Genomic DNA, 26,338 nt, shown 5'->3' with positions numbered 1-26,338 from the left:
ACGGGGCGGAGCCCCAGATGGGGCGGGCTGTGGCGTACTCCATGGCACACCGCGGCCCGCACCCCCGAACGGGTGGCCGTCCAGCTCAGGCCCGCTTCTCGGCGAGAACGTGCAGCTGGGTGGCGATGGCGTGGAAGGAGGGCAGCTCCGCGGCGGCCGCTTCCAGCTTGAGCAGGGCCTCGGCGGCGCCGGGCTCGGTGTCGACGAGGACGCCGGGGACGAGGTCGGCGAAGACCCGGACGCCGTGCACGGCGCCGACCTCGAGTCCGGCCCCGTCGGCGAGCTCGGTGAGCTGCTCGGCGGTGAAGCGCCGGGGCACGGGGTCGCCGGCGCCCCAGCGGCCCGCCGGGTCGTCGAGCGCGTGCCGGGCCTCGGTGAAGTGGCCGGCGAGGGCGCGGGCCAGCACGGCTCCGCCGACGCCGGCGGCGAGCAGGCTGAGGCAGCCGGCGGAGCGGAGCGCGGCCGTCGCGTTCCGCACGCCCTCGGCGGGATCGTCGACGTACTCCAGGACGCCGTGGCAGAGCACCGTGTCGTAGGCCTCGCGCTCGACGACGTCGAAGAGGCCCTTGATGTCGCCCTGGACGCCGGTGACGAGGTCGGCGACGCCGGCCTCGGCGGCCCGGCGCTCCAGCGCGAAGAGCGCGTCGGGGCTGGGGTCGACGACGGTGACCCGGTGGCCGAGGCGGGCCACCGGCACCGCGAAGTTGCCGGAGCCGCCGCCCGTGTCGAGGACGTCGAGGCTGTCCTTCCCGGTGGCCTCGACCCGGCGGTCCAGGGCGTCTTTGAGGACGTCCCAGACGACGGCGGTACGCAGGGAGGCGCGCGACGGACGCGAAGACGCCTCTCGACCGAAGACAGGGGAAGGGTCCGGCACGGCTGTTGACTCCTCGGTGACGGGTACGAACGCTCCCCACCCTATGGCCTCGCCCCTCCCTTTCGGATCATCCTCAGGCCTCGTCCGCCCCGGGCTGGCGGGGCAGAACCGGCTGGAGGGCGAGCAGCCGCTCGACCAGGCGCAGGAAGTGCGCGGCGTCCCTGAGCAGGTCGTCGGCCTCGCGCCGGGTGGCCGCGCTGCTGATGCCGGCCTCGGCGCGGGCTCTGCGCGAGGCGCCGGCGGCGAAGAGGGCGCTCCATTCGGTGAGCTCGGGGGCGAGGTCGGGGAGGAGCTCCCAGGTGCTCCTTATCCGCTGCCGGTGGCGGGGCCGGGTGTCGGGCCTGGCCCGGGCGGCGAGCACGGCGGCGGCCGCGCGCAGGGCGGCGAGGTGGGCGGTGGCGTACCGCTCGTGGGGGCGGTCGAGGACGGCGGCCTCGGCGAGTCCGGCGCGGGACTTGGCGAGGAGGTCGAGGGCGGCGGGCGGGGCGGCGGAGCGGCGCGGGACGGGGTGGATGTCGGAGCCCGGTCCCGCCTCCCCCGGGGTGGGACGGCGGCGGGGCGTGGCTGCTGCGGATGGGCCGGCCATGACGAGCCTCCTGTCGTCGCGTGACGGCGCTGTGGCCGTATGTGTTCATCGTGCCGCGCCCCACTGACAATCGCGCTGACCTGGGGTTTTGCCTCAGACCCAACCCCGGGGTAACTTTTGAACTGACTGGTCAGTTCAAAAAGGGGAATGGGGGGTGAGTCCGTGGGCACGGAAACCGAGGAACAGCCGCACGGCGCCGCCGTCGTCGCGGACGGCTTCGGACTGAAGGGACCGCGCGGCTGGGCCTTCCGGAAGGTCTCCTTCCGTGCCGAGCCCGGCGCGCTGGTGGCCATCGAGGGACCGTCCGGCTCGGGCCGCACCTGTCTGCTGCTCGCGCTCACCGGCCGGATGAAGGCCACGGAGGGGCACGCCGAGGTCGGCGGCCTCCCCCTGCCCCGCAAGATGGCCGCCGTGCGCCGGATCACCGCACTCGGCCAGGTCCCGGGCGTCAGCGAGCTCGACCCCGCCTTCACGGTCGCCGAGCACCTGCGCGAGCGGGCCCTGCTCCAGCGCCGCTTCGACGGTTCCGTACGGGCCCTCCTGCGGCGCCCGGCCGAGCGGGCCGCGACCTCCCGGGCCCGGATCGACGAGGCCGTGAAGGCCGCCGGTCTGGACCTCGACGCCCTGCCGAAGGGCGAGCGGACCTCCGTACGGGATCTGGAGCGCCTCGAAGCGCTGCGGCTCTCGATCGCCCTGGCCCTGATCGGCCGCCCCCGGCTGCTCGCCGTGGACGACACCGACCTCAAGCTCTCGGACGCCGACCGCGCCGAGGCCTGGGCGCTCCTGCGCTCCCTGGCCGCGTCCGGGACGACGGTCCTCGCCGTCTGCAGCGAGGCCCCCGAGGACGCCCTGCGCATCACGACGGTCCAGGACGAGAGCGAGCCCGAGGCCCCCGGGGCCGAAGAAACCGCCGCCACCGAGACGGCCACCGAAGAAACCGCCGCCACCGAGACGGCCACCGCGGAAACCCGCGCCACCGGGACGGCCACCGAAGAAACCGCCGCAGAGAGCGGCGCCACCGACGCCACGACCGAGGAGGGGGCGGCCGATGCGCTCGCCGAAACTGGCCGCGCTTGAGCTGAAGCGCTTCGGCAGGGGAAAGCTGCCGCGCGCCGCGCTCGTCGCGATCCTGCTGCTGCCCCTGCTGTACGGCGCCCTGTACCTGTACTCGTTCTGGGACCCGTACAGCAGGCTCGACAAGATCCCCGTCGCCCTCGTCAACGAGGACCGGGGCGCCACCGCCGGCGGCAAGGAGATCCACGCCGGCGACGACATCACCGAGGGGCTCCTGGAGAGCAAGACCTTCGAGTGGCACCGCGTGAGCGACGCCGAGGCACGCGCGGGCGTGGAGGACGGGACGTACTACCTGTCCCTGACCATGCCCGGCGACTTCAGCTCCCGCATCGCCTCCAGCTCCGGCGACTCCCCCGAGACCGGCGCGCTCCAGGTGCGGACGAACGACGCCAACAACTACATCGTCGGCCAGATCTCCCGGACGGTCTTCTCCGAGGTGCGCACCGCGGCCTCCACGAAGTCCTCCCGCACCTTCCTCGACAAGATCTTCATCTCCTTCTCCGACATCCACGACGCCACCGCGAAGGCCGCCAAGGGCGCGGCCGACCTGAAGCAGGGCGTGGACAAGGCGAAGAAGGGCTCGAAGAGCCTGTCGGAGGGCCTCACCGACGCCAAGGCCGGCAGCGGTGACCTGGCCGCCGGTCTGAAGAAGCTCGACAAGGGCGCCAAGGACCTGGAGAACGGTTCCCGCAAGGTCGCGAAGGGCACGCAGGCCCTCGCCGACAAGGTGAACGGCACCGCCGACAAGGTCCGCCCGTACCTGGCGAACAACGGCAAGTCGATCCGCGACACCGCCCGCCTCGTCTCCGACTCGGCCACGGCCGCCCGCCACAACCTGGACAAGCTGGTCGAGCACGCGCCCCAGGTCCGCACCGCCGCCCACAAGGCCGACGACGGTCTCGCCCGGCTGCACCGCGAGGTCTGCGTGGACGCCCCCGCCACCACTCCCCCGCTCGACCCCAGGATCTGCCAGAAGCTCAAGGAGGCCTCGGTCACCGCCGGGGACGTCGCCACGATCGCCGACGACGTCCACGAGCTCACCAAGGACAACTCCGACGACCTGAAGACCCTGGACGCGCGCCTGGCCAAGCTGAAGAAGCAGGCCGACGAACTGGCCGCCCGAGCCCCGCACCTCGACGAGGACGTGGAGGGCGCCATCCGGAAGATCAACGAGCTCAACGCGGGCGCGCAGAAGGTCGCGACGGGCGCGGACCAGCTGCACACGGGCATCACCCAGGCCAAGACGGGTTCGGTCAGCCTCGACACCGGTGTCGGCAAGCTCAAGAAGGGCGCGGGCGACCTGGACGGCGGCCTGTTCAAGCTGGCCGACGGTTCGGGCAGCCTCGCCACCGGTCTGAAGGACGGGGTCGACAAGATCCCCGACTACGACGAGCAGGACCGCGACCGGCGTACGGAGGTCATGGCCGACCCGGTGAAGCTGGCCTCGCAGTCCCTGCACAAGGCCCCGAACTACGGCACCGGCTTCGCCCCGTACTTCATCCCGCTCTCCCTCTGGGTCGGCGCGATGGTCGCGTACATGCTCATCCAGCCGTTGAACCGGCGCGCCCTCGCAGCGGGCGGCTCCGCCTGGCGGATCGCGCTCGCGGGCTGGCTCCCGGTGGCGGCGATCGGCGTCCTCCAGGTCGCGGCCCTGATGTCGGTCCTGCACTGGGGCCTCGGCCTCCAGATGGCCCGGGCCGCCGGCACGATCGGCTTCCTCGCCCTGGTCACCTGCTGCTTCGCGGCGATCATCCAGTGGCTCAACGCCCGCTTCGGGGCGGCGGGCCGGATCCTGGTCCTCGCGTTCCTGATGCTCCAGCTGACCTCGGCGGGCGGCACGTACCCCGTCCAGACCAGCCCGGCCTTCTTCAACGCCGTCCACGCCTTCCTCCCGATGAGCTACGTGGTCGAGGCGCTGCGCCGGCTGATCACCGGCGGCGGGATCGGACCGGTCTGGCAGGCCTGCGCGGTCCTGACGGCCTTCACCGTCGGTGCCCTCGCCCTGACCGCGGTCTCGGCACGCAAGAAGCAGGTGTGGACGATGGACCGGCTCCACCCCGAACTGTCGCTCTGAACCTGTGAGAATCGACGCCATGGACAGCAGCAGCACCCGACGCCAGGCCACGCGCACCAAGCTCTACGAGGCGGCCGTCACCCTCATCGCGGAGCAGGGCTTCTCCGCGACGACGGTGGACGAGATCGCCGAGCGGGCCGGCGTGGCCAAGGGCACCGTCTACTACAACTTCAAGAGCAAGACGGAGCTCTTCGAGGAGCTGCTGCGCCACGGCGTGTCGCTGCTCACCGCCTCCCTGCGCTCGGCGGCCGAGGAGACCGCCGAGCGCGGCGGGAGCCGGGTCGACGCGCTGGACGCGATGATCCGGGCCGGTCTCGTCTTCATCGACCGCTACCCGGCCTTCACCCAGCTGTACGTGGCCGAGCTCTGGCGCACCAACCGGGCCTGGAACTCCACGCTCCTGGTGGTGCGTCAGGAGGCCGTCGCGGTCGTCGAGGGCGTGCTGCGCGAGGGGGTCTCGGCCGGTGAGCTGAGCGAGGAGATCGACGTCCAGCTGACGGCCGCGGCACTGGTCGGGATGGTGCTGGTGGCGGCGCTGGACTGGCAGGCCTTCCAGAGCGAGCGCTCGCTGGACGACGTGCACGCGGCTCTTTCCCGCCTGCTGCACGGGCGCGTCGGCGGCCGCTGAGGCAGGACACGGCGAAAGGCCGGGGCGGCAGGACGTGGCGAAAGGCCGCTGACGCAGGAGACGACGAAAGGCCGGTGCGGCGAAGCTCGATCCCCCCGAGCCTCGCCGCACCGGCTTCTTTCTCCCCCCGTGCCGGCAGGTGCGCGGCCCCGTTCCGCAGCCCCGTGCCGGCGGTACCGGAGCCGCGCCCCTTCCGTGGGCTCCACTCTCTCCTTCCGCCGGCACCGGCCCCATCCGCGCACCTACTCATCTCGACCCCTAGGTACGGATACTCAGTCCTGGTTACGATCGCGGGCGTGTCCGTACTCCCCCTGGTGTTCACCAGCGGCTGGGCGAGCGGGATCAACGCGTACGCGGTGGTCCTGCTGTTCGGCGTCTTCGGCGCGACCGGGCTGACCGACGAGGTGCCCGAGTCCTTGCAGCGCACCGATGTCCTCGTCGCGGCGGGCGTGCTGTTCCTGTGCGAGGCGGTGGCGGACAAGATTCCGTACGTCGACTCGATATGGGACTCCGTCCACACGGTGATCCGGCCGATCGCGGGAGCCGTGGTCGGCGCCCTGCTCGCCGGGCAGAACGGTTCGCTGCCCGAGCTGGCGGCGGGCGCGGTCGGCGGTTCGACGGCCTTGCTCAGTCACTTCGTCAAAGCCGGGACGAGGATGGCGGTCAACACCACTCCGGAACCGTTCTCGAACGTCGCGCTGAGCCTGGCGGAGGATCTCGGGGTGGCGGCGATCGTCACGTTCGCCGTCTTCCACCCGGTCGCGGCGGCGTCGATCGCGGGCTTCCTGCTCCTGGCGGGCCTGGCGATACTGGTCTTCCTGGCCCAGCGGATCCGCCGTTTCTGGCGGCGCCGGTCCCAGCGCCGGGAGGAGAGACGGCTCGCGACCCCGAGGGCGCGCCCACGGGTCCCGGCCCCGCCGGACGACGGTTCCGACCACTTCTGATCCGGTCCTGGGACGCCCCATAGACTCGCCCGCATGGCACGGATTGTGGTGATCGGCGCGGGACTCGGCGCCATGGCGGCGGCGGCGCGCCTCGCGGTCGCCGGGCACACGGTGACGGTGTACGAGAAGACGTCGACGTACGGCGGCGCGGTCGGCCGCTTCGAGCGCGACGGCTTCGCCTTCGACACCGGCCCGGGGCTGCTGCACCTGCCCGCCGTCTACCGGGACCTTTTCGTGAAGACGGGCAAGGAGCCCCTGGAGGAGTGCGTCGCGCTGACGCAGGTCGATCCGGCGGCCCGTCATGTCTTCGCCGACGGCGCCCGTGTCGACCTGCCGAACGCCTCCCGGGCCGGCACGGTCGCCGCCCTGGACGCGGCGCTGGGCGCGGGAGCGGGCGAGCGCTGGGGCGACTTCCTGACCCGGGCCCGCGAGGCCTGGGACCGGACCCGGCGCCCGCTCCTGGAGGAGCCGCAGCCGGCCGACCCGGCGCCGCTCGCGCGCGAGCCGTACCCGGCCCTGAAGGCGGGCCTGCTGCGCCGCCCGACGACGACGCTCGCGCAGGTCGGGGCGCGGGAGCTGCGCGACCCGCGGCTCGCGGCCCTCCTCGACGCGTACGCGTGGTCGTACGGCTTCGACCCGGCGACCGCCCCGGCCTCGGCTGCCGTCCTGCCGTACATGGAGCAGACCTTCGGCAGCTGGTACGTGGGCGGGGGCCTGCGGGCGCTCGCCGACGCGGTGTACGAGCGGTGCCTGAAGCGGCGGGTGGAGTTCGTGTTCGACACCGCGGTCGAGGACGTCGTGGAGAAGGACGGCCGCGCGGCCGGTGTCCGCCTTGCCGGCGGCGGGACGGTCGAGGCCGACCACGTGGTGTCCGGGACCCCGATGCCGGCGCTCCACCACGGTCAGGACCTGCCCCGTCACCAGGCGACCGGCACAAGCCGGGTGACGGTCTGTCTGGCCCTGCGCGGCGCCCGGGAGGCGGACGCGGTCCACCGGACCGTCGTGCACGCGGAGGGCGGGCGGCCGACGGTGACCGTGCTGCGGCCCGACGACCCGGCGCTGCACCCGGACGGTGCGTACGAGTCGGTGACGGTCACGGCGACCGTGCGGACGGGCCCCGGGCAGGAGTGGGAGCCCTTCGCCGACCGGATGGTCGAGGCGGCCGGGCGGGCGGTCCCGGACCTCGCGGAGCGGCTCCTCTGGCGGCACGTCCGGACCCCGGAGGACGTAACGAGGGACACGGGCGCCGCCGAGGTGCCGGGCCCGGCGCTCGCCGGGGCCGGCGGCCGGCTGCTTCCGGCCGCCAACCGCTCCCCGCTGCCCGGCCTGTACCACGCGGGCGGCTGGTCGCACCCCGGCGGCGGGCTCGCCCACGCGGGCATGTCGGGCGCGCTGGTGGCCGGACTCATCGTGGAGGGCGCGGACTTCCGCGGCTCCCAGTAGGTCCCGGCCTAGTAGCGGTACTGGTCGTCCGGGTGCGGCTGCTCGTAGCCGTACGGCGCCTGCTGCTGCGGGGCCTGATCGGTGTCGCGCTGCTGCGGGACCCAGACGCCGCCGGGCGGGGTGTCGTAGGTGTACGAGGGGGCGTACGGGTCGGTGTAGTAACCGGCGTACTGCTGGCTGTCCGTTCCCGGGCCGATGTACGGGTCGGAGTACGCGGCGTACTGCTGCTGCCCGGCGGCGGCACCGTAGTCGTAGGCCGGCTGCTGCTCGTAGCCGGGCTGCGGGTAGGAGGGCTGCTCGTAGGAGGTCTGCTCGTATCCGGGCTGCTGGTACGCGGAGGCGTAGGGGTCGTACCCCGTCCCGTACCCGGCGCCCTGGCCGGCGGTCTCGTAGACCCCGTACTGGCCGGTGTCCTCGGGCATCGGCTGCGGCTCGTAGACCGCGGTCGTCTCGGCGGCGGTCTCGGGGTGCGGGTCGTGACCGGAACCGTCCTCCGTGCCGTACGCGCTGTCCGGCGTGTCGTACGAGAGCTCGGTGACCTCGAGGGTGGGCCCGGCCTCGGCCGGTGCGGCCTTGCGGCGGCGGCTCGCCCCCGGGTTGCCGCCGATCGCCCAGCCGGTGGAGAAGCCACGGCGGAAGGAGAGCGTCACATAGGTCTGGCCCACGGCGAAGGCGACGGCTCCGGCGATGATGACGTAGACCGAGGGCAGCAGGACGCCGAGGACCACGCAGAGGAAGCCGGCGAAGGCGAGCAGGCGCCAGCGCAGTCGTGCCTTGTACTGGAGGAGCACCTCCCCCAGCAGCCACAGTGCGACCACGCCGAACGCGATGTAGAGGACCGTCCACCCCATGCCCCGCCGCCCCTCTCCACGGTCACCGCCGCGGGTCGGGGCGGGTACGACCGGTCACGACTGCTGGTGCAGTCCGAGATTCTCGTAGATCTCGAGCGTCGCGGTGGAGCTGTTGAGCGTGATGAAGTGCAGTCCGGGGACACCCTCGGAGAGCAGACGCGCGCAGAACTCCGTCGCGAACTCGATACCGATGGAGCGTACAGCGGCCGGATCGTCCTTGACGGCGAGGATGCGCTCTTTCACATCCGCGGGGAAGACGGCGTTGCTCAGCTGGGGCAGCCGGTCGAGGGTCTTCACGTTCACGACGGGCATGACCTCGGGGATGATCGGGGTCTCGCAGCCCGCCTTCTGCACGCTGTCGCGGAGCCGCAGGTAGTTCTCCGGGTCGAAGAACATCTGGGTGATCGCGTAGTCGGCGCCCGCGCGGCACTTGTCCACGAAGTGCCGGATGTCGGTGTCCCAGTCGGTGGAGCGGGGGTGCATCTCCGGGAAGGCGGCGACGCCGACGCAGAAGTCTCCGGACTCCTTGATCAGCCGGACGAGGTCGGCGGCGTACCGCACGCCCTCCGGGTGCTCGATCCACTCGCCCAGCGGGTCGCCGGCCGGGTCGCCGCGCAGCGCGAGCATGTTGCGGATGCCGGCGTCGGCGTACTGGCCGAGGACGTTGCGCAGCTCGGCGACAGAGTGGTCGACGGCCGTCAGGTGGGCGACGGGGGTGAGCGTGGTGTCGGAGGCGATCTTCTGGGTGGCCTTGACGGTGCCGCCGCGGGTGGTGCCGCCGGCGCCGTAGGTCACGGAGACGAAGCTGGGGCCGACCGCCTCGACGCGGCGCATGGCGTTCCAGAGGACCTGTTCGCCCTTCTCGGTGCGGGGCGCGTAGAACTCGAAGGAGTACGACGTGTCACCGGCAGCGAGGATCTCGCGCACCGTGCGGGCACGGTCCGATCGGACGGAAGCGGTTCCAAGGGCCATACCGGCAGGTTAGACGCGGTCAGGGAAGCCGCGTAGACGGCGTCCGAGTGGTGGACACCTTTTCGGACACTCTGCCGGGCTCCCCGCGGAGGCGCCGGGTCAGGCCTCGGCGCGCTCGCGGACGCGCTTGGCGAGGGCGGCCGTCGCGGCGGCCGGGTCGTCGGCCTCGGTGATGGCGCGGACGACGACGATCCGGCGGGCGCCCGCGTCCAGGACCTCGTCGAGGTTGGTCTCGTCGATGCCGCCGATGGCGAACCAGGGCCGGTCCTGCGCCAGCTCCGCCGCGTACCGCACGAGGCCGAGCCCCGGTGCGTACCGTCCGGGCTTGGTGGGGGTGGGCCAGCAGGGGCCGGTGCAGAAGTAGTCCACGCCCGGCTCGGCGGCGGCCGCGGCGACCTCGCTCTCGGCGTGGCAGGACCGGCCGATCAGCACCTCCTCGCCGAGGATCGCGCGGGCGGCGGGCACGGGCAGGTCGCCCTGGCCGAGGTGGAGGACGTCGGAGCCGATGGCGTGGGCGACGTCGGCCCGGTCGTTCACGGCGAGGAGCTTGCCGTGCCGGCGGGCGGCCTCGGCGAAGACGGCGAGGTGCTCCAGCTCCTCACCGGCCTCCATGCCCTTGTCGCGGAGCTGCACGATGTCCACGCCGGAGGAGAGCACGGCGTCGAGGAAGGCGGGCAGGTCGCCCTGGCGCTTCCGGGCGTCGGTGCACAGGTAGAGGCGGGCGTCGGCGAGCCGTGCGCGAGGCGTGGACATGGGTGTTCCCCCGTCGGGTGGTGCCGGTGCCGGGCCGGCCTCGATCGGCCGGCCCGGCACCCGCGGCGGTGTCTTCGGTGGTGCGAGCGTCAGACGGCGAGCGCCTGGGCGCGGCGCTTCACCTCCGTGCCGCGATTCTCACTCAGGGCCTGCGCGGGGGTGCCGGGCAGGGTCGGGTCCGGAGTGAAGAGCCACTCCAGCATCTCTTCGTCGGTGAAGCCGTCGTCCCGCAGGAGCGTCAGGGTGCCGGCGAGGCCCTTGACGACCTTGTCGCCGTCGATGAAGGCGGCGGGCACCTGGAGGATCTTCTCGCCGGGGCGCACTTCACGGCGGACGGCGATGAGCTGGCCCTCCTTGACCAGCTGCCGCACGCGCGTCACCTCGATGTCGAGCGCCTCCGCGATGTCGGGGAGGAAGAGCCAGGCGGGGACGAGAGCATCGGTCTTTGCGTCAATCTCGGTCACGGGACAAGCCTGCCATCCCGGACTGACAGCCGGTAGTCGGGCCCTACCGGACTGCCGCCTTCAGGGGGACGGACGGGTCGGCGGCGCGCCCGGGGTCGACGGGGACGGCGGCCTCGATGAGCTTGCGGCCCTGGGCCAGGTCGCGGGGGCGGCCGACGGCGAGGAGGGCCACCGGCACGCCGGCGCGCAGCCAGAGCACGGACCAGGACTCGGCGGCCGGGTCGCCGCGCCACAGCAGCTCGTCCGCGTGCGCGTGGTGCCCGGCGTACTGGACGAAGCGGCCGAACTGCTCGGACCAGAAGTACGGCACGGGGTCGTACGGCACGTCGGCGGCGCCGGTGATCGCGGCGGCGACCGCGCGGGGGCCCTGGAGGGCGTTGTCCCAGTGGTGGACGAGGAGGCGCTCGCCGTAGCGGGCGGAGGGGAAGGAGGCGCAGTCGCCGACGGCGTACACATCGGGCAGCGAGGTGCGCAGCCGGTCGTCGGCGGTGATGGCGCCGCTCGGGTCGAGGGCGATGCCGGAGCCGGTGAGCCAGCTCGTGGCGGGGCGGGCGCCGATGCCGACGACGACGGCGTCGGCGGCCAGTTCGCGGCCGTCGGCGAGGACGACGCGGCCGGGTTCGACGGTGTGCACGCGCGCGTGGGTGAGGAGTTCGGCGCCGTTCGCCCCGTACCACTCGGCCATCGGGGCGGTGACCTCGGCGGGCAGCGCTCCGGCGAGGGGGCGGTCGGCGGCCTCGACGACGGTGACGGCGCAGCCCGCCTCGCGCGCGGCGGTGGCGAACTCGGCTCCGATCCAGCCGGCGCCGACGACCACGACGGAGTGGCGGCGCTCCAGGACGGGCCCGAGGCGCACGGCGTCGTCGAGGGTGCGGAGGAGGTGGACGCCGGGGACTCCCTCGGCGCCGGGCAGGGTGACGGGGTGGGCGCCGGTGGCGACGACCAGGGTGTCGTACGCGACGGGTCCGGCCTCGGTGTCGATCTCGTGGTCGGCGGCGCGCAGACCGGTGACGTCCAGGCCGAGGCGGAGCTCGATCCCGAGGTCCTCGAAGTCGATCTCGAAGGCGGAGTCCTCGGCCTTGCCGAGGAGGATCGCCTTGGACAGCGGCGGCCGGTCGTAGGGCTGGTGGGGTTCGGCCCCGATGAGGGTCAGGGGGCCGGTGAAGCCCTGCTCGCGCAGGGCGACGGCGGTCTGGACGCCCGCCATTCCGGCGCCGACGATCACGACGTGCTGCTGGGCCTGCTTCTGCTCGCTCACCCGACCACCTTACGCATCTGACGAACCGTCAGGACGGGAGGGGTCTGTGGCCCGGTATCGGCGCGGGCTAGTCTGGCGGGCGTAAAGCACTCGCGGGAGCCCGGACGCACCGGGCTGAGAGGGAGGCTGGCCGGCCTCCGACCGTACGAACCTGATCCGGGTCATGCCGGCGAAGGGAGGGGCTGGACGCCCATGCGTTCTTCCGATGTCCTCGTGGTCGGGGGCGGCATCATCGGCCTGGTCACGGCCTGGCGGGCCGCGCAGCGCGGACTGCGCACCGCCGTCGTCGACCCGGACCCGGGCGGCGGGGCCGCGCGGGTCGCGGCCGGCATGCTCGCCGCCGTCACCGAGCTCCACTACGGCGAGGAGACCCTCCTCGGGCTCAACCTCGCCTCCGCCGCGCGCTACCCCGCGTTCGCCGCCGAGCTGGAGGAGGCCGCCGGCCACGACGTCGGCTACCGGGCCTGCGGCACCCTCGCCGTCGCCCTCGACGCCGACGACCGGGCCCATCTGCGCGAACTCCACGCCCTGCAGACCCGCTGCGGCCTCGTCTCCGAGTGGCTCAGCGGGCGCGAGTGCCGCCGCCTCGAACCGATGCTGGCGCCCGGCGTGCGGGGCGGGCTGCGGGTCGACGGCGACCACCAGGTCGACCCGCGCCGGATGGCCGCCGCGCTCGTGACGGCCTGCGAGCGGGCCGGGGTGGTCTTCCACCGCACGCTCGCCGAGCGCCTGGCGGTCGTACGGGACCGGGCCCGCGGGGTCCTCCTCCACGGCGGCGAGGAGCTGTCGGCCGGCCAGGTCGTGCTCGCCGCGGGCAGCCTCAGCGGGCGGCTCGCGGGCGTGCCGGAGGAGGTGCTGCCGCCCGTCCGCCCCGTGAAGGGCCAGGTCCTGCGGCTCCGCGTCCCCGCGCCGTACGCCCCCTTCCTCTCCCGCACCGTCCGGGCCGTCGTCCGCGGCAGCCACGTCTACCTGGTGCCCCGCGAGAACGGCGAGCTCGTCGTCGGCGCCACCAGCGAGGAGCTCGGCTGGGACACCACGGTGACCGCGGGCGGGGTGTACGAGCTGCTGCGCGACGCCCACGAGCTGGTCCCCGGCCTCACGGAGCTCCCCCTCACCGAGACCTGCGCCGGGCTGCGCCCCGGCTCCCCCGACAACGCGCCGCTGCTCGGCCCCACGGCCCTGCCCGGCCTGCACCTGGCCACCGGCCACTACCGCAACGGGGTGCTGCTCACCCCCGTCACCGGCGACGTCATGGCGGAGGTGCTCACCACGGGCGCCCTCCCCGACGAGGCGCGCCCCTTCACCCCCCGCCGTTTCTCCCCTGTACGTCAGGAGCAGCCCGCATGAACGTGTCCGTGAACGGAGAGACCCGCGAGCTCTCCGGCCCCCTCTCCCTCGACGCCCTCGTGGCGACCCTGACCACGGCGCACTCCGGGGTCGCGGCGGCGCTCAACGAGACGGTCGTACCGCGCGGCGAGTGGGCCACGACGCTGCTCGGCGAAGGCGACCGGGTGGAAGTCCTCACGGCCGTGCAGGGGGGTTGAGCGCGATGTCCGACGACGTCTTCTCCCTCGGCGGTGCGGAGTTCTCCTCCCGTCTCATCATGGGCACCGGCGGCGCCCCCAGCCTGGACGTCCTGGAACGCTCCCTCGTCGCCAGCGGTACGGAGCTGACGACGGTCGCCATGCGGCGCCTGGACCCGACGGTCCAGGGCTCGGTCCTCTCCGTCCTGGAACGCCTCGACATCCGGGCCCTGCCGAACACGGCGGGCTGCTACACCGCGGGCGAGGCCGTGCTCACGGCGCGGCTGGCGCGGGAGGCGCTGGGCACGAACTGGATCAAGCTGGAGGTCGTCGCCGACGAGCGGACCCTCCTCCCGGACGGCGAGGAGCTCCTGGCCGCGGCCGAGACCCTCGTCGACGACGGCTTCGTGGTCCTCCCCTACACCAACGACGACCCGGTCCTCGCGCGGAAGCTGGAGGACGTGGGCTGCGCGGCGATCATGCCGCTCGGCTCGCCCATCGGCTCCGGGCTCGGCATCCGCAACCCGCACAACTTCCAGCTGATCGTGGAGCGGGCCGGGGTCCCGGTGATCCTCGACGCGGGCGCGGGGACGGCGTCGGACGCGGCGCTCGCGATGGAGCTGGGGTGCGCGGCTGTGATGCTGGCGTCGGCGGTGACGCGGGCGCAGGAGCCGGTGCTGATGGCGTCGGCGATGCGCCACGCCGTCTCGGCGGGGCGCCTGGCGTTCCGTGCGGGCCGGATCCCCCGCCGCCACTTCGCCGAACCGTCCTCCCCGACGACGGGCCACGCCCACCTGGACCCCGAACGCCCAGCGTTCTGACCCCGCTGTGGGCGGCGCCCACGCCGTTGTGGGCAGGCGTTCCGCAAGGGGCGATTGCCCACACGGGCAGCGGGGCACCGCCCGCCCGGCCGCGGGCCCACACGGCATTGCGCACTGCCCAGCCGGGCGCGGGCGCGCACGGGCGTGGGGCGCCGCCCAGGGGCGGGCGGAGGGGCGGCTCGGGGTGGGGCCCGCGTCACAGGTGCGCTGCAGTGGTGGGCGGCAGGACCGGCGACCCGTACCGCCCTCGTAGACTCGTCGCCGTGGACACGACCCTTCAGGACCCCCTCGTCGGGCGGCTGCTCGACGGCCGCTACCGCGTGGACGCGCGCATCGCCGTCGGCGGCATGGCCACGGTCTACCGGGCCGTCGACACCCGCCTCGACCGCGTCCTCGCGCTCAAGGTCATGCACCCCGACCTCGCCACCGACGCCGCCTTCGTCGAGCGCTTCATCCGCGAGGCGAAGTCCGTCGCCCGACTCGCGCACCCGAACGTCGTCGGCGTCTTCGACCAGGGCGCCGAGGGCGCGTACGTCTATCTGGCGATGGAGTACGTCGCCGGCTGCACCCTCCGCGACGTCCTGCGCGAGCGCGGCGCCCTCTCGCCCCGGGCCGCGCTCGACATCCTTGAGCCGGTGCTCGCCGCACTCGGCGCCGCGCACCGGGCCGGGTTCGTACACCGCGACATGAAGCCGGAGAACGTCCTGATAGGGGACGACGGCCGGGTGAAGGTCGCCGACTTCGGTCTCGTACGGGCCGTGGGCTCGGCGACCGCCACCACCGGCGCGGTCCTCGGCACGGTCTCGTACCTCGCGCCCGAGCAGATCGAGCACGGCACCGCCGACACCCGCGCCGACGTGTACGCCTGCGGTGTCGTCCTCTACGAGATGCTCACCGGCGCCAAGCCGCACTCGGGCGACACCCCCGCCCAGGTCCTCTACCAGCACCTGAACACCGACGTGCCCGCCCCCTCCGCCGCCGTCCCCGGGCTCGCCCCCGAGCTGGACGACCTGGTCGCGGCGGCCACGGCCCGCAACCCCGAGCTCCGCCCGTACGACGCCGTCGCCCTGCTCGCCCTGCTCCGCGAGGCCCGCGCCGGGCTCGGCGACGAGCAGCTCGACGCGGTGCCCCCGTCGGCGCGCGCCGAGGCCCGGGACACCGCCGAGGACCGGACGAGCGTGATCGCCCGCCCCGTACCGGCCGCGACCGAGCACACCGACGTGCTGCCCGCCCCGGAAGCGCCCCCCGCCTCCGGGACCGCCCGTCGGCGGCCCCCGCGCGGCCCCCTCCTCGTCGTCGTCGCGGTCCTGCTCGCCCTCGGCCTCGGCGCCGGCGTCTGGTACATCAATTCCGGCCAGTTCACCCGCGTCCCCGCCGTCCTCGGCCAGTCCGAGGCCGCCGCGACGAAGCGCCTCACGCACGCCGGCCTCGACGTCGGCACCACGAAGCGCGCCTTCAGCGACGTGTACGAGCGCGGCACGGTCATGGCCGTCGACCCGGCCCCCGGCGAGCGCGTCCGCGGCGACGGCCCGGTCACCCTCACGATCTCCCGCGGCCCGGAGATCGTGAAGGTCCCCAACCTCAAGAACAAGCCGCTCGCGGAGGCCAAGCGCACCCTGGAGCAGGAGGGCCTGGCGCCCGGCGTGATCACCTACGCCTTCAGCGACTCCATCGCGCAGGGCTCCGTGATCAGCTCCGACCCCGAGCCCGGCACCGAGCGCAGCCCCGACTCCGCCGTCGCCCTCGTGGTCAGCAAGGGCTCCCCGATCGACGTCCCCGACGTCAGCGGCGAGACGGTCGCCGACGCCACGGCCGCCCTCCAGGAGGAGGGGCTCACCGTCAGGGTCGCGCCGGAGCGGATCAACTCCCCCGAGGCGGCCGGCACCGTCGCGGCCCAGTCCCTCGCCGGCGGCAGCCGGGCCGCCGAGGGCGACGTCATCACCCTCACCGTCTCCAAGGGCCCGAAGCCGGTCGAGGTCCCCGACGTGACCGGGGAGACGACCGCCGACGCACAGACGGCCCTGGAGGACGCGGGCTTCGAGGTGGAGGTCAAGAAGTCCTTCCCCTACCTCGGCGACACGGTCGCGAGCCAGTCCGTCGAGGGCGGCGAGACCGCACCCGAGGGCTCCACCATCACCATCACGATCAAGGGACTCTAGAAACTCATGCGCAACCCCGTCGGCGGCCATGTCCCCGTGGCCGGTGGCCTCGCCACGACCGGCCTCGGCTACGCCCGCGAGCTCGGCGCCGAGACCGTGCAGGTCTTCGTCGCCAACCCGCGCGGCTGGGCGACGCCGGTCGGCAACCCGGCCCAGGACGAGCGCTTCCGGGCCGAGTGCGAGGCCGAGTCGATCTCCGCCTGGGTGCACGCCCCGTACCTGATCAACTTCGGCTCCCACACCGAGGCCACGGTGGAGAAGTCGGTCGAGTCCCTGCGGCACTCGCTGCGCCGCGGCCGGGAGATCGGCGCGAAGGGCGTGGTGGTCCACACCGGCTCGGCGACCGGCGGCCGCCCCCGCGAGGTGGCCCTCGCCCAGGTGCGGGAGCGGATGCTGCCGCTCCTCGACGAGCTGACCCACGAGGACGACCCGTACCTGCTCCTGGAGTCGACCGCGGGCCAGGGCTTCTCGCTCTGCTCGCGCACCTGGGACTTCGGCCCGTACTTCGACGCCCTCGACCATCACCCGAAGCTGGGCGTCTGCCTCGACACCTGCCACATCTTCGCCGCCGGCCACGACCTGGCGGGTCCGCACGGGGCGGCTCAGACCCTCGACCTGCTGGTGGAGACGGTCGGCGAGGGACGCCTCAAGCTGATCCACGCCAACGACTCGAAGGACGTCGTGGGCGCCCACAAGGACCGGCACGCCAACATCGGGGCCGGGCACATCGGCGAGGACGCCTTCGGAGAACTCCTGCGACACCCGGCGACCGACGGCGTACCGTTGATCATCGAGACCCCCGGCGGCAAGGAAGGGCACGTCGCCGACATCGAGCTCCTGAAGAAGCTCCGCGAGCGCCAAGGCTGATCATTTCCCGTTGAGGAATACCCCAGGGGGGTATAGCGTTCTGATCGATCGACGACAGAACGCATACCCGAGGCTGGGGGCACCTCAATGCAGCACGAAGCGCACGGACACCACGACCATTCCGGCCACGAGGGTCACGCGGGGCACGCGGGGCACGCGGGGCACACGAGCCACGAGGGTCACGCGGGCCATGAGGGTCACGCCGGTCACGACACCCACGCCGGTCACCCCGAGAACCACGGCGACCACCAGAACCACGCCGCCCACGCGAGCCACGCGGGCCACGGCACCCACACCGCCCAGGCGGACCACGAAAGTCACGACGCCCACGCGGGCCATGCCGCCCACACCGCCCGTCACGCCGCCCATGCGGGTCATGCCGCCCACACCGCCGGTCACGACGCCCACGCCGGACACCACCACACCCCCGGCGGCACCGTCTCCTGGTCCATGGCCGCTCAGGCCACCCTGCACTGCCTCACCGGCTGCGCCATCGGCGAGATCCTCGGCATGATCATCGGCACCGCGTTCGGCTGGGGCAACATGCCGACGATGGTCCTCGCGATCATCCTGGCGTTCTTCTTCGGCTACGCACTCACCCTGCGCGGCATCCTGGCCGCCGGCGTCGACTTCAAGACGGCCTTCAAGGTCGCCCTCGCCGCCGACACCCTCTCCATCGCCGTCATGGAGCTCATCGACAACGGCGTCATCGCCCTCTGGCCCGGCGCGATGGACGCCCACCTCGACGAGCCGCTCTTCTGGATCGTCCTCGCGATCTCGCTGGGCATCGCCTTCGTGCTGACCACCCCGGTCAACAAGTGGATGATCGGCCGCGGCAAGGGCCACGCCGTGGTCCACCAGTACCACCACTGAACCACCCGCGAACACCGTCGAGGCGGTCCGGAGCCGCTACAGCTCCGGGCCGTCTCCTGGTTCCTCCTGGTACGAGTAGCGCTGCTCCCGCCACGGATCGCCGAGGTTGTGGTAGCCGCGCTCCTCCCAGAAGCCCCGCCGGTCGGCCGCCATGTACTCGACGCCCCGGACCCACTTGGGCCCCTTCCAGGCGTACAGGTGCGGGACGACGAGCCGCAGCGGGAAGCCGTGCTCGGCGGTGAGCAGCTCCCCGTCCTTGTGGGTGGCGAAGATCGTACGGTCCGAGGCGAAGTCGGCGAGCCGCATGTTCGCGCTGTAGCCGTACTCGGCCCAGACCATCACGTGCGTGACGTGGGGAGCGGGCGGGGCGAGCTCCAGGACCGTGCGGGCGGGGACACCACCCCATTCGGCCCCGAGCATGCTGAATTTCGTGACGCAGTGCAGATCGGCCACGACCGTGGAGAACGGAAGGGCCGAGAACTCCTCATGGTTCCAGCACCGCTTGTCGCCGTCGGCCGTCGCCCCGAAGACGCGGAACTCCCAGCGGTCCGGCTTGAACTTGGGGACGGGCCCGTAATGGGTGACCGGCCAGCCGCGCTGGAGGCGCTGCCCCGGCGGCAGATCCGGCGGAAGGTCCGGCGAACGATCCGGCTGACCCGCTTCCCGGTGTACTCCGCTCTCCGGCTGACCCATGTCATCCATGGTGACAGACGGCGAGGGGTGGTCATGACCAGGCGACCACGCCGAGGGCTCGATTCGGGCAACTCACACTAAGCCTGCACTTACTGGACGCCCCCCATTCGGGGTGCGAGGATGCGGCCATCCCGCCTAGTGACGGCATGGACACGTACCGTGGAAGGATCCTGAAGCGATGCAGGGCGACCCCGAGGTCCTCGAGTTCCTCAACGAGCAGCTGACCGGCGAGCTGACGGCCATCAACCAGTACTGGCTGCATTACCGCATCCAGGACAACAAGGGGTGGACGAAGCTCGCCAAGTACACCCGCGAAGAGTCCATCGACGAGATGAAGCACGCGGACAAGCTGACCGAGCGCATCCTGATGCTCGACGGCCTGCCCAACTACCAGCGGCTCTTCCATGTGCGGGTCGGTCAGACGATCACCGAGATGTTCCAGGCGGACCGCCAGGTCGAGGTGGAGGCGATCGACCGCCTCCGGCGCGGGATCGAGGTCATGCGCGCCAAGGGGGACGTCACGTCAGCCAATCTCTTCGAGGAGATCCTCGCCGACGAGGAGCACCACATCGACTACCTGGACACGCAGCTGGAGCTGATCGAGTCCCTGGGCGAGTCGCTGTACATCTCGACGCTCATCGAGCAGCCCAGCTAAGTGCCGGGCAGGGGGCCTAGGCGGCTTCCTGGAGCTCCACGACGGTCTCCGTCGTCAGGGCGGGCATGCCCTGGTCCACGAGCTCCCGTCGCGGGCAGTTGCCGCGCCCCAGAATGGCCTGAATGCGACGGACGCAGGAACCGCAGTCCGTGCCGGCCTTGCAGGCGGAGGCAATCTGGCGGGGCGTGCAGGCACCCGCGTCCGCATGCTCCTTGACCTGCTTCTCCGTGACACCGAAGCATGAGCAGACGTACACGCGGTTCACCTCCCGCCGAGATCGTTAAGGCTAACCTAACCTTACCCGGCACCTCGGGGCCGTAAAAGCCCTCGATACGACGATGGGGCACGGATCACAGCGATCCGTGCCCCATCCCCGTAGGAACCTACTTACTGATCGCGGTACATCTCCGCCACCAGGAACGCCAGGTCGAGCGACTGGCTGCGGTTGAGCCGCGGGTCGCAGGCCGTCTCGTAGCGCTGGTGCAGGTCGTCGACGAAGATCTCGTCGCCGCCGCCCACGCACTCGGTGACGTCGTCACCGGTGAGCTCGACGTGGATGCCGCCCGGGTGGGTGCCGAGCGCCTTGTGGACCTCGAAGAAGCCCTTGACCTCGTCGAGCACGTCGTCGAAGCGGCGGGTCTTGTGGCCGGAGGCCGCCTCGAAGGTGTTGCCGTGCATCGGGTCGGTGACCCAGGCGACGACCGCGCCGGAGGCGGTGACCTTCTCGACCAGCTCGGGGAGCTTGTCGCGGACCTTGTCGGCGCCCATGCGGACGATGAAGGTCAGCCGGCCCGGCTCGCGGTCCGGGTCGAGACGGTCGATGTAGGTGAGCGCCTCGTCCACCGTGGTGGTCGGGCCGAGCTTGATGCCGATCGGGTTGGCGATCTGCGAGCAGAACTCGATGTGCGCGTGGTCCAGCTGGCGGGTGCGCTCACCGATCCAGACCATGTGGCCGGAGGTGTCGTACAGCTTGCCGGTGCGCGAGTCCGTACGGGTCAGGGCGCCCTCGTAGTCGAGCAGCAGCGCCTCGTGGGAGGCGTAGAACTCGACGGCCTTGAACTCGGCCGGGTCGGTGCCGCAGGCCTTCATGAAGTTCAGGGCGTTGTCGATCTCGCGGGCGAGCGCCTCGTAACGCTGGCCCGAGGGGGACGACTTCACGAAGTCCTGGTTCCAGGCGTGCACCTGGCGCAGGTCGGCGTAGCCACCGGTGGTGAAGGCGCGGACCAGGTTGAGCGTGGAGGCGGAGGCGTTGTACATCCGCTTCAGCCGCTCGGGGTCCGGGATACGGGCCTTCTCGTTGAAGTCGAAGCCGTTGACCGAGTCGCCGCGGTAGGTCGGCAGGGTCACGCCGTCGCGGGTCTCGGTGCCCTTGGAGCGGGGCTTCGAGTACTGGCCGGCGATACGGCCGACCTTCACGACGGGCACGGAGGCCGCGTAGGTGAGGACGGCGCTCATCTGGAGCAGCGTCTTGAGCTTGGCCCTGATGTGGTCGGCGGACACGGCGTCGAAGGCCTCGGCGCAGTCGCCGCCCTGGAGCAGGAACGCCTCGCCACGGGCGACGGCTCCCATCCGGGCGCGCAGCTGGTCGCACTCGCCGGCGAAGACGAGCGGAGGATACGACTCGAGGTCCGCGATCACATCGCGCAGAGCCTCGGCATCGGGGTACTCGGGCTGCTGCGCCGCGGGCAGGTCTCGCCAGGTCGCCTTGGCGACGGCGTGGGAATCAGCGTTCACGGTCACATGCACAACATTACGGGGTTCTTCGTCCGGTCCTGTCCCCCTGCCCATTGGCTGAGACGCGCGCCCGAAATGTCACACGGGGATCTTCACACCGTCGAGTGGTGTTACCCTCTGGCCCGTTTCACAACAGCAAAGTCGAGTTCACAGGGGTGGGCGTGAGCCAGAGGCACCGCAGGGATCGCAAGAAGAAACGACTCTTGTACGGAGCGGCGGCGGCGGTCGTCGCCACCGCCACCATCGGCACGATCGCGGTGGCCTCACCGGGCCTCCTGGGCGCGGACGGCCCGTCCGGGGGTGACCCTTCCCTCCAGACGCAGTTCGCAAACGCCGCCCGTGAGTTCGACGTCCCGCAGAGCGTGCTGATGGCGGTGTCGTACCGCCAGACGCGGTGGGAGTCGCACGAAGGCGTGCCCAGCACCACGGGCGCGTACAACGTCATGGGGCTGACGAAGGTCGACCCGGAGGACGTCGAGCAGGACACGGACGAGCAGCTGCTCGATCTGATGAACCGGAGCGGCGACCCGCGCATCGAGAAGCGCTTCGACGGGAAGAAGGCGCTGGCGTCCCTCCCCGAGAAGAAGATCGACACCTCCGACCCGACGCTGCACACGCTCGACAAGGCCGCCGAGCTGATCGACGGCTCGACCGAGTCCGTGCAGAACGACACGGCCGCCTCGATCCGCGCCGGTGCCGCACTCCTGGCCGAGTACCAGAAGCAGGCCGGCGCCGAGCTGGCGGACGACCCGGGAGCCTGGTACCCGGCCGTGGCCCGTTACAGCCAGTCCGAGGACCGGAAGGGCGCCGACCTCTTCGCGAAGCGCGTCTTCGAGTCCATCAGGACGGGTGAGCGGGAGATCACCGCGGACGGCGAGCAGGTCGTCCTGCCGGCGGACCCGTCGGTGAAGCCGGTCGCGCCGTCGAACGTGCCGCTGGCGGCGAGCTTCACGGCCACCACCGAGACCCCGGCGGTCGAGTGCCCGACCGGGCTGGTCTGCACCTACATCCCGGCCGCCTACTCCGAGAACGACGGCAACTACAACATCGCGAGCCGGCCCGCGAACGGCTTCGACGTCCGCCAGATCGTCATCCACGACATCGAGGGCAACCACGACGGCGCCGTCAACGTCTTCCAGAACCCCCTGAGCTACGCCAGCGCCCACTACATCGTCCGCGCCGACGGCCGCGTGACGCAGATGGTGGAGACGAAGAACGAGGCGTACCACGCCGGCAACAAGACCCTCAACATGCACTCGATCGGCATCGAGCACGAGGGTTACGCCATCAAGGGCGACGCGGGCTGGTACACCGAGCCGGAGTACGAGTCCTCCGCCGCCCTCGTGAAGTACCTGGCGGCGAAGTTCTCCATCCCGCTGGACCGCGAGCACATCATCGGCCACGACGACGTGCCGAGCATCCTGGACAGCAAGATCCAGGACCACTGGGACCCGGGCCCGTTCTGGGACTGGAACCACTTCATGACCCTGGTGGGCGCCCCCACCGGCGCCGGTGGCGCGGGCGGCCCCCTCCAGGCCGGTCAGCTCGTCCGGATCGTCCCGCCGTTCACCTCGGCCAACCAGCAGCAGCTGAAGTACACGGAGGACGGCGTCACCAAGACGACCGCGCCGCTGCCGGTGAACTTCGGCTACCTGTACTCGGAGCCGGTGGCCGACCAGACCAAGGCGCTGACCGACCCGTACTTCACCTCGAACTGGCAGTTCGGCTCGAACTGGGCGAACAAGGTCACGGCCGGCAGCACGCACGTCGTCGCCGAGTCCCGGACCGACTGGACCGCGATCTGGTACGGCGGCAAGAAGGCCTGGTTCTACAACCCCGGCGGCCAGTACACGGCCCCCGTGGGCGTGAAGACGGCGATCACCGCCAAGGACGGCGCCGCCTCGATTCCGGTCTACGGCCGCGCCTACCCCGAGGACGCCGCCTACACGGGCACCGGTGTCCCCGTCCAGGCCAACAACAGCGCGTCGCTGACGAAGTACAGCCTCCCGGCCGGGCAGCTGTACGTGAAGGCCGGCGAGCCGGTCGCGGGCGACTACTACTACAGCGCCTACAACACCGACGGCACCCGTGTCGTCGGCACGACCAACATCTTCATCCCGATCCGCTACAACCACCGCATGGCGTGGGTGAAGGCGAGCGACGTCAAGGAGGTCGCCACCACGGCCTCCGTCCGCGCGGACAACCGCTACAACCTCCTCGCCCGTGACGGCTCCGGTGTCCTCTGGCAGTACCAGGGCACCGGCAGCGCCGCCGCCCCGTTCCTGACCCGGTACAAGGTCGGCAGCGGCTGGCAGATCTACAACACCGTCACCCCGCTGACCGCCCTCCGGGCCGACGGCACCGGTGACGCCGTGGCCCGGGACGCCTCCGGTGTGCTCTGGTACTACCAGGGCAGCGGCAACGCGTCCGCGCCGTTCAAGCCGCGCCTGAAGATCGGCGGCGGCTGGCAGATCTACGACCGGATCACCGGCGTCCGCGACCTCACCGGCGACTCCAAGCCGGACCTGATCGCCCGCGAGAAGTCGGGTGTCCTGTGGCTGTACAAGGGCACCGGCACCCCGGCGACGCCGTTCGCCCCCCGGGTGCAGATCGGCACCGGCTGGCAGATCTACAACACCATCGTCAGCACCGGCGACCTGACCTCCGACGGCAAGCCGGACATGATCGGCCGCGACGGCGCCGGCGTGCTGTGGCTGTACAAGGGCACCGGCAGCGCCACCGCCCCGTACGCCGCCCGCGTCAAGGTCGGCACCGGCTGGCAGATCTACAACAGCATCACCGGTCCGAGTGACATCACCGGTGACGGCAAGGTCGACTTCGTCGCCCGTGACGGCTCCGGCGTGATGTGGCTGTACAAGGGCACCGGCAGCGCCACCGCCCCGTACTCCTCGCGCGTGCAGGTCGGCCCGGGCTGGCAGTCCTACAACCTGATCTTCTGATCGGGTAGTTCGCTCGGCCTCGGGGCCCGGCTCGCACCGTCCACGGTGCGGACCGGGCCCCGTTTCCGTGCCGGGCTGCGTTACAGTGCTGGCATGTCGTACGCCTCGCAGACCCAGAACTGGTGGTGGACCGCTCATCCGGCGGCCCACTGACTGCGCGTACACCGACACACGCAAAGGCCGCCCGAGGGGCGGCCTTTCTCGTACCCGGGCCGTTCCTCCTCTCCGTACTCCCCTCGGAAGGAACGACCCGCCCCATGGACCTTTCCCGTCTCCTCGCCCCCTCCTGCCCGCCCTTCGCGCTGCTGCGCCGGCGCACCCCCGGACGTGACCGCGACACCGTCGAGGTGCTGGTCGGCCGGGTCCACGAGGCCGAGCGCCTCGCGGAGCTGCCCGTGGGCCCGCTGCCGACCCTCGCGCTCGTCCCGTTCCGGCAGATCCGCGAGCGCGGCTTCGACGTGCGGGACGACGGCACCCCGCTCTCCGTGCTGGTCGCCGACGAGGCGTACGAGCTGCCGCTCGACGAGGCCCTCGCGCAGCTCCCGGCGCACGAGGTGCGCGTCGAGGGCGGCGGGTTCGACGTCTCGGACGAGGACTACGCGGAGACCGTGCGGCGGGTCATCGACGAGGAGATCGGCTCGGGCGAGGGGGCGAACTTCGTCATCCGGCGGACGTACACCGGTGAGATCCCGGGCTTCGGGCGCGCCGACGCGCTCGCCCTGTTCCGGCGGCTGCTCGCGGGCGAGCGGGGCGCGTACTGGACGTTCGTCGTCCACACCGGCGACCGGACCCTCGTCGGGGCGAGCCCCGAGGTGCACGTGCGCATGTCGGGAGGGACGGTCGTGATGAACCCGATCAGCGGCACGTACCGCTACCCGGCCGGGGCCGCCCCGACCCCCGAGGACCTGCTCGCCTTCCTCGCCGACCGCAAGGAGACCGAGGAGCTCTCCATGGTGGTGGACGAGGAGCTGAAGATGATGTGCACGGTCGGCGACATGGGCGGGGTCGTCGTCGGGCCGCGGCTGAAGGAGATGGCCCATCTCGCGCACACGGAGTACGAGTTGCGCGGACGGTCCTCGCTCGACGTGCGGGAGGTGCTGCGGGAGACGATGTTCGCGGCGACCGTGACCGGCTCCCCCGTGCAGAACGCCTGCCGGGTGATCGAGCGGCACGAGGAGGGCGGCCGGGGCTACTACGCCGGCGCGCTCGCGCTGCTCGGCACGGACGCGAGCGGGGCGCAGACGCTGGACTCCCCCATCCTGATCCGTACGGCCGACATCGCCGCCGACGGCCGGCTGCGGGTGCCGGTGGGGGCCACGCTCGTGCGGCACTCGGACCCGGCGGGCGAGGTCGCCGAGACCCACGCGAAGGCGGCGGGCGTCCTCACCGCGCTCGGCGTACGGGGAGGGCGGCCGCGCGACGAGTCCCCGGTGGCGCCCCGCCTCGCCGACGACCCCCGGGTGCGGGCCGCGCTCGACGCGCGCCGCGCGGACCTCGCGCCGTTCTGGCTGAAGATGCAGGTCCGTTCGGCGGAGCTGTCCGGGCACGCGCTGGTGATCGACGCGGAGGACACCTTCACGGCGATGCTGGCGCACGTGCTGCGCTCCTCGGGCCTCGAGGTGTCGGTGCTGCGCTACGACGAGCCGGGGCTGCGGGAGCTGGCGCTCGCCCACGAGGGGCCGGTCGTCCTGGGGCCCGGCCCGGGGAACCCCTCGGACGCCGCCGACCCGAAGATGCGCTTCCTGCGCGGTCTGACGGCGGAGCTCGTACGGGAGCACCGCCACGGCCTGCTGGGCGTCTGCCTCGGGCACGAGCTGATCGCGGCCGAACTGGGCCTGGACATCGTCCGCAAGCGGACCCCGTTCCAGGGGGCGCAGCTGCGGATCGACCTCTTCGGGCAGGAGCAGACGGTCGGCTTCTACAACAGCTTCACCGCGCGCTGCGACGACCGGACGGCGACGGAGCTGGCGCTGCACCGCATCGAGGTGAGCCGGGACGCGGAGACCGGCGAGGTGCACGCCCTGCGCGGACCGGGCTTCGCCGGGGTCCAGTTCCACCCGGAGTCGGTGCTCACGACGGACGGCGCGGCGCTGACGGCCTCGCTGCTGGCGGGCGTGCTGGTCTAGGCGGTT

At 72.3% G+C, this 26,338-nt stretch carries 26 protein-coding genes and 1 riboswitch; of the genes, 15 read left to right on the top strand and 11 right to left on the bottom strand.

Features of this window, described 5'->3' with window-relative positions; genetic code table 11:
- Positions 1–85: 85 nt before the first annotated feature.
- Both ABT041_RS07750 and ABT041_RS07745 read right to left on the bottom strand, forming a co-directional pair.
- Positions 86–874 carry a methyltransferase gene (locus ABT041_RS07750; RefSeq protein WP_351180621.1) on the bottom strand — a complete coding sequence of 263 codons (789 nt, stop codon included), beginning with the start codon at positions 872–874 and terminating at the stop codon, positions 86–88.
- A gap of 73 nt (positions 875–947) precedes the next feature.
- Positions 948–1,460, bottom strand: coding sequence for an SAV_6107 family HEPN domain-containing protein (locus ABT041_RS07745; RefSeq protein ID WP_351180618.1), 513 nt, complete (start codon positions 1,458–1,460; stop codon positions 948–950).
- Positions 1,461–1,622: 162 nt separating this feature from the next.
- On the opposite strand from ABT041_RS07745, the gene ABT041_RS07740 reads away from it, so the two are divergent.
- The 5 genes from ABT041_RS07740 (at position 1,623) to ABT041_RS07720 (ending at position 7,623) form a co-directional block, all read left to right on the top strand.
- Complete coding sequence (locus ABT041_RS07740) at positions 1,623–2,537, top strand: ATP-binding cassette domain-containing protein (protein ID WP_351180615.1); 915 nt, start codon at positions 1,623–1,625, stop codon at positions 2,535–2,537.
- Entirely contained in the window at positions 2,509–4,608 is a 2,100-nt protein-coding gene (locus ABT041_RS07735) for a YhgE/Pip family protein (protein WP_351180612.1), read from the top strand. Before ABT041_RS07740 ends, ABT041_RS07735 begins: the two co-directional genes overlap by 29 nt.
- 19 nt (positions 4,609–4,627) lie before the next feature.
- Complete coding sequence (locus tag ABT041_RS07730) at positions 4,628–5,236, top strand: TetR/AcrR family transcriptional regulator (protein ID WP_351180609.1); 609 nt, start codon at positions 4,628–4,630, stop codon at positions 5,234–5,236.
- A gap of 296 nt (positions 5,237–5,532) precedes the next feature.
- On the top strand, positions 5,533–6,180 hold the full coding sequence (locus ABT041_RS07725; RefSeq protein ID WP_351180606.1) for a DUF4126 domain-containing protein: 648 nt from the start codon (positions 5,533–5,535) through the stop codon (positions 6,178–6,180).
- 33 nt (positions 6,181–6,213) lie between these two features.
- Positions 6,214–7,623 carry a phytoene desaturase family protein gene (locus ABT041_RS07720; protein ID WP_351180603.1) on the top strand — a complete coding sequence of 470 codons (1,410 nt, stop codon included), beginning with the start codon at positions 6,214–6,216 and terminating at the stop codon, positions 7,621–7,623.
- Positions 7,624–7,631: 8 nt separating this feature from the next.
- Here the strand turns inward: ABT041_RS07720 and ABT041_RS07715 are convergent, their stop codons facing one another.
- From ABT041_RS07715 to ABT041_RS07695, 5 genes are all read right to left on the bottom strand, one after another.
- Positions 7,632–8,474: a hypothetical protein gene (locus ABT041_RS07715; protein WP_351180600.1), complete on the bottom strand. Its 843-nt coding sequence runs from the start codon at positions 8,472–8,474 to the stop codon at positions 7,632–7,634.
- Positions 8,475–8,528: 54 nt separating this feature from the next.
- A complete protein-coding gene (gene metF, locus ABT041_RS07710) occupies positions 8,529–9,446 on the bottom strand; it encodes a methylenetetrahydrofolate reductase [NAD(P)H] (RefSeq protein WP_351180597.1) in 918 nt (305 codons plus the stop codon).
- Positions 9,447–9,545: 99 nt separating this feature from the next.
- Positions 9,546–10,199 carry a thiamine phosphate synthase gene (gene thiE / locus ABT041_RS07705; protein ID WP_351180594.1) on the bottom strand — a complete coding sequence of 218 codons (654 nt, stop codon included), beginning with the start codon at positions 10,197–10,199 and terminating at the stop codon, positions 9,546–9,548.
- Positions 10,200–10,288: 89 nt separating this feature from the next.
- Positions 10,289–10,663, bottom strand: coding sequence for an Rv2175c family DNA-binding protein (locus ABT041_RS07700; RefSeq protein ID WP_351180591.1), 375 nt, complete (start codon positions 10,661–10,663; stop codon positions 10,289–10,291).
- Positions 10,664–10,706: 43 nt separating this feature from the next.
- The gene (locus ABT041_RS07695) at positions 10,707–11,921 is read right to left on the bottom strand and encodes an NAD(P)/FAD-dependent oxidoreductase (RefSeq protein ID WP_351180588.1); all 1,215 of its coding nucleotides are present in this window, start codon (positions 11,919–11,921) and stop codon (positions 10,707–10,709) included.
- A gap of 82 nt (positions 11,922–12,003) precedes the next feature.
- Positions 12,004–12,116, top strand: a riboswitch (TPP riboswitch).
- Between ABT041_RS07695 and thiO the strand changes: the two genes are divergently transcribed.
- The 5 genes from thiO to ABT041_RS07670 all read left to right on the top strand — a co-directional run bounded on the left by thiO (position 12,114) and on the right by ABT041_RS07670 (position 17,291).
- Positions 12,114–13,268, top strand: a complete 1,155-nt coding sequence (gene thiO / locus ABT041_RS07690; protein ID WP_351180585.1) for a glycine oxidase ThiO — start codon at positions 12,114–12,116, stop codon at positions 13,266–13,268. (Overlaps the previous riboswitch by 3 nt.)
- Positions 13,265–13,465 carry a sulfur carrier protein ThiS gene (gene thiS, locus ABT041_RS07685; protein ID WP_351180582.1) on the top strand — a complete coding sequence of 67 codons (201 nt, stop codon included), beginning with the start codon at positions 13,265–13,267 and terminating at the stop codon, positions 13,463–13,465. Before thiO ends, thiS begins: the two co-directional genes overlap by 4 nt.
- 5 nt (positions 13,466–13,470) lie before the next feature.
- Complete coding sequence (locus ABT041_RS07680; protein ID WP_351180580.1) at positions 13,471–14,265, top strand: thiazole synthase; 795 nt, start codon at positions 13,471–13,473, stop codon at positions 14,263–14,265.
- A gap of 263 nt (positions 14,266–14,528) precedes the next feature.
- Positions 14,529–16,424: a Stk1 family PASTA domain-containing Ser/Thr kinase gene (gene pknB / locus ABT041_RS07675; RefSeq protein WP_351180577.1), complete on the top strand. Its 1,896-nt coding sequence runs from the start codon at positions 14,529–14,531 to the stop codon at positions 16,422–16,424.
- A gap of 6 nt (positions 16,425–16,430) precedes the next feature.
- Complete coding sequence (locus tag ABT041_RS07670; protein WP_351180574.1) at positions 16,431–17,291, top strand: deoxyribonuclease IV; 861 nt, start codon at positions 16,431–16,433, stop codon at positions 17,289–17,291.
- Between the two features lie 84 nt (positions 17,292–17,375).
- Here ABT041_RS07670 and ABT041_RS07665 read toward each other — a convergent pair whose 3' ends face one another.
- On the bottom strand, positions 17,376–17,699 hold the full coding sequence (locus tag ABT041_RS07665) for a hypothetical protein (protein ID WP_351180571.1): 324 nt from the start codon (positions 17,697–17,699) through the stop codon (positions 17,376–17,378).
- Positions 17,700–17,741: 42 nt separating this feature from the next.
- Between ABT041_RS07665 and ABT041_RS07660 the strand changes: the two genes are divergently transcribed.
- Complete coding sequence (locus ABT041_RS07660; RefSeq protein WP_351180568.1) at positions 17,742–18,164, top strand: DUF4396 domain-containing protein; 423 nt, start codon at positions 17,742–17,744, stop codon at positions 18,162–18,164.
- 36 nt (positions 18,165–18,200) lie between these two features.
- Here ABT041_RS07660 and ABT041_RS07655 read toward each other — a convergent pair whose 3' ends face one another.
- On the bottom strand, positions 18,201–18,857 hold the full coding sequence (locus tag ABT041_RS07655; protein WP_351180565.1) for a sulfite oxidase-like oxidoreductase: 657 nt from the start codon (positions 18,855–18,857) through the stop codon (positions 18,201–18,203).
- A 178-nt stretch (positions 18,858–19,035) separates the two neighbouring features.
- On the opposite strand from ABT041_RS07655, the gene bfr reads away from it, so the two are divergent.
- Positions 19,036–19,512, top strand: coding sequence for a bacterioferritin (gene bfr, locus ABT041_RS07650; protein ID WP_351180562.1), 477 nt, complete (start codon positions 19,036–19,038; stop codon positions 19,510–19,512).
- A 16-nt stretch (positions 19,513–19,528) separates the two neighbouring features.
- On the opposite strand, the gene ABT041_RS07645 is transcribed toward bfr, so the two are convergent.
- Both ABT041_RS07645 and ABT041_RS07640 read right to left on the bottom strand, forming a co-directional pair.
- Complete coding sequence (locus ABT041_RS07645; RefSeq protein ID WP_351180559.1) at positions 19,529–19,777, bottom strand: (2Fe-2S)-binding protein; 249 nt, start codon at positions 19,775–19,777, stop codon at positions 19,529–19,531.
- Between the two features lie 122 nt (positions 19,778–19,899).
- Positions 19,900–21,300, bottom strand: a complete 1,401-nt coding sequence (locus ABT041_RS07640) for a class II 3-deoxy-7-phosphoheptulonate synthase (RefSeq protein WP_502976403.1) — start codon at positions 21,298–21,300, stop codon at positions 19,900–19,902.
- A 107-nt stretch (positions 21,301–21,407) separates the two neighbouring features.
- On the opposite strand from ABT041_RS07640, the gene ABT041_RS07635 reads away from it, so the two are divergent.
- The 3 genes from ABT041_RS07635 (at position 21,408) to ABT041_RS07625 (ending at position 26,332) form a co-directional block, all read left to right on the top strand.
- Positions 21,408–24,206 carry an N-acetylmuramoyl-L-alanine amidase gene (locus tag ABT041_RS07635; protein ID WP_351180556.1) on the top strand — a complete coding sequence of 933 codons (2,799 nt, stop codon included), beginning with the start codon at positions 21,408–21,410 and terminating at the stop codon, positions 24,204–24,206.
- A 93-nt stretch (positions 24,207–24,299) separates the two neighbouring features.
- Complete coding sequence (locus tag ABT041_RS07630; RefSeq protein WP_351181052.1) at positions 24,300–24,359, top strand: trp operon leader peptide; 60 nt, start codon at positions 24,300–24,302, stop codon at positions 24,357–24,359.
- Positions 24,360–24,463: 104 nt separating this feature from the next.
- Positions 24,464–26,332 carry an anthranilate synthase family protein gene (locus tag ABT041_RS07625; RefSeq protein ID WP_351180553.1) on the top strand — a complete coding sequence of 623 codons (1,869 nt, stop codon included), beginning with the start codon at positions 24,464–24,466 and terminating at the stop codon, positions 26,330–26,332.
- The last annotated feature ends 6 nt before the right edge of the window (positions 26,333–26,338 follow it).

Source organism: Streptomyces sp. NPDC002825 (assembly GCF_040295385.1).
Lineage (GTDB): Bacteria > Actinomycetota > Actinomycetes > Streptomycetales > Streptomycetaceae > Streptomyces.
This window is presented reverse-complemented; position numbering and strand designations above follow the sequence as displayed.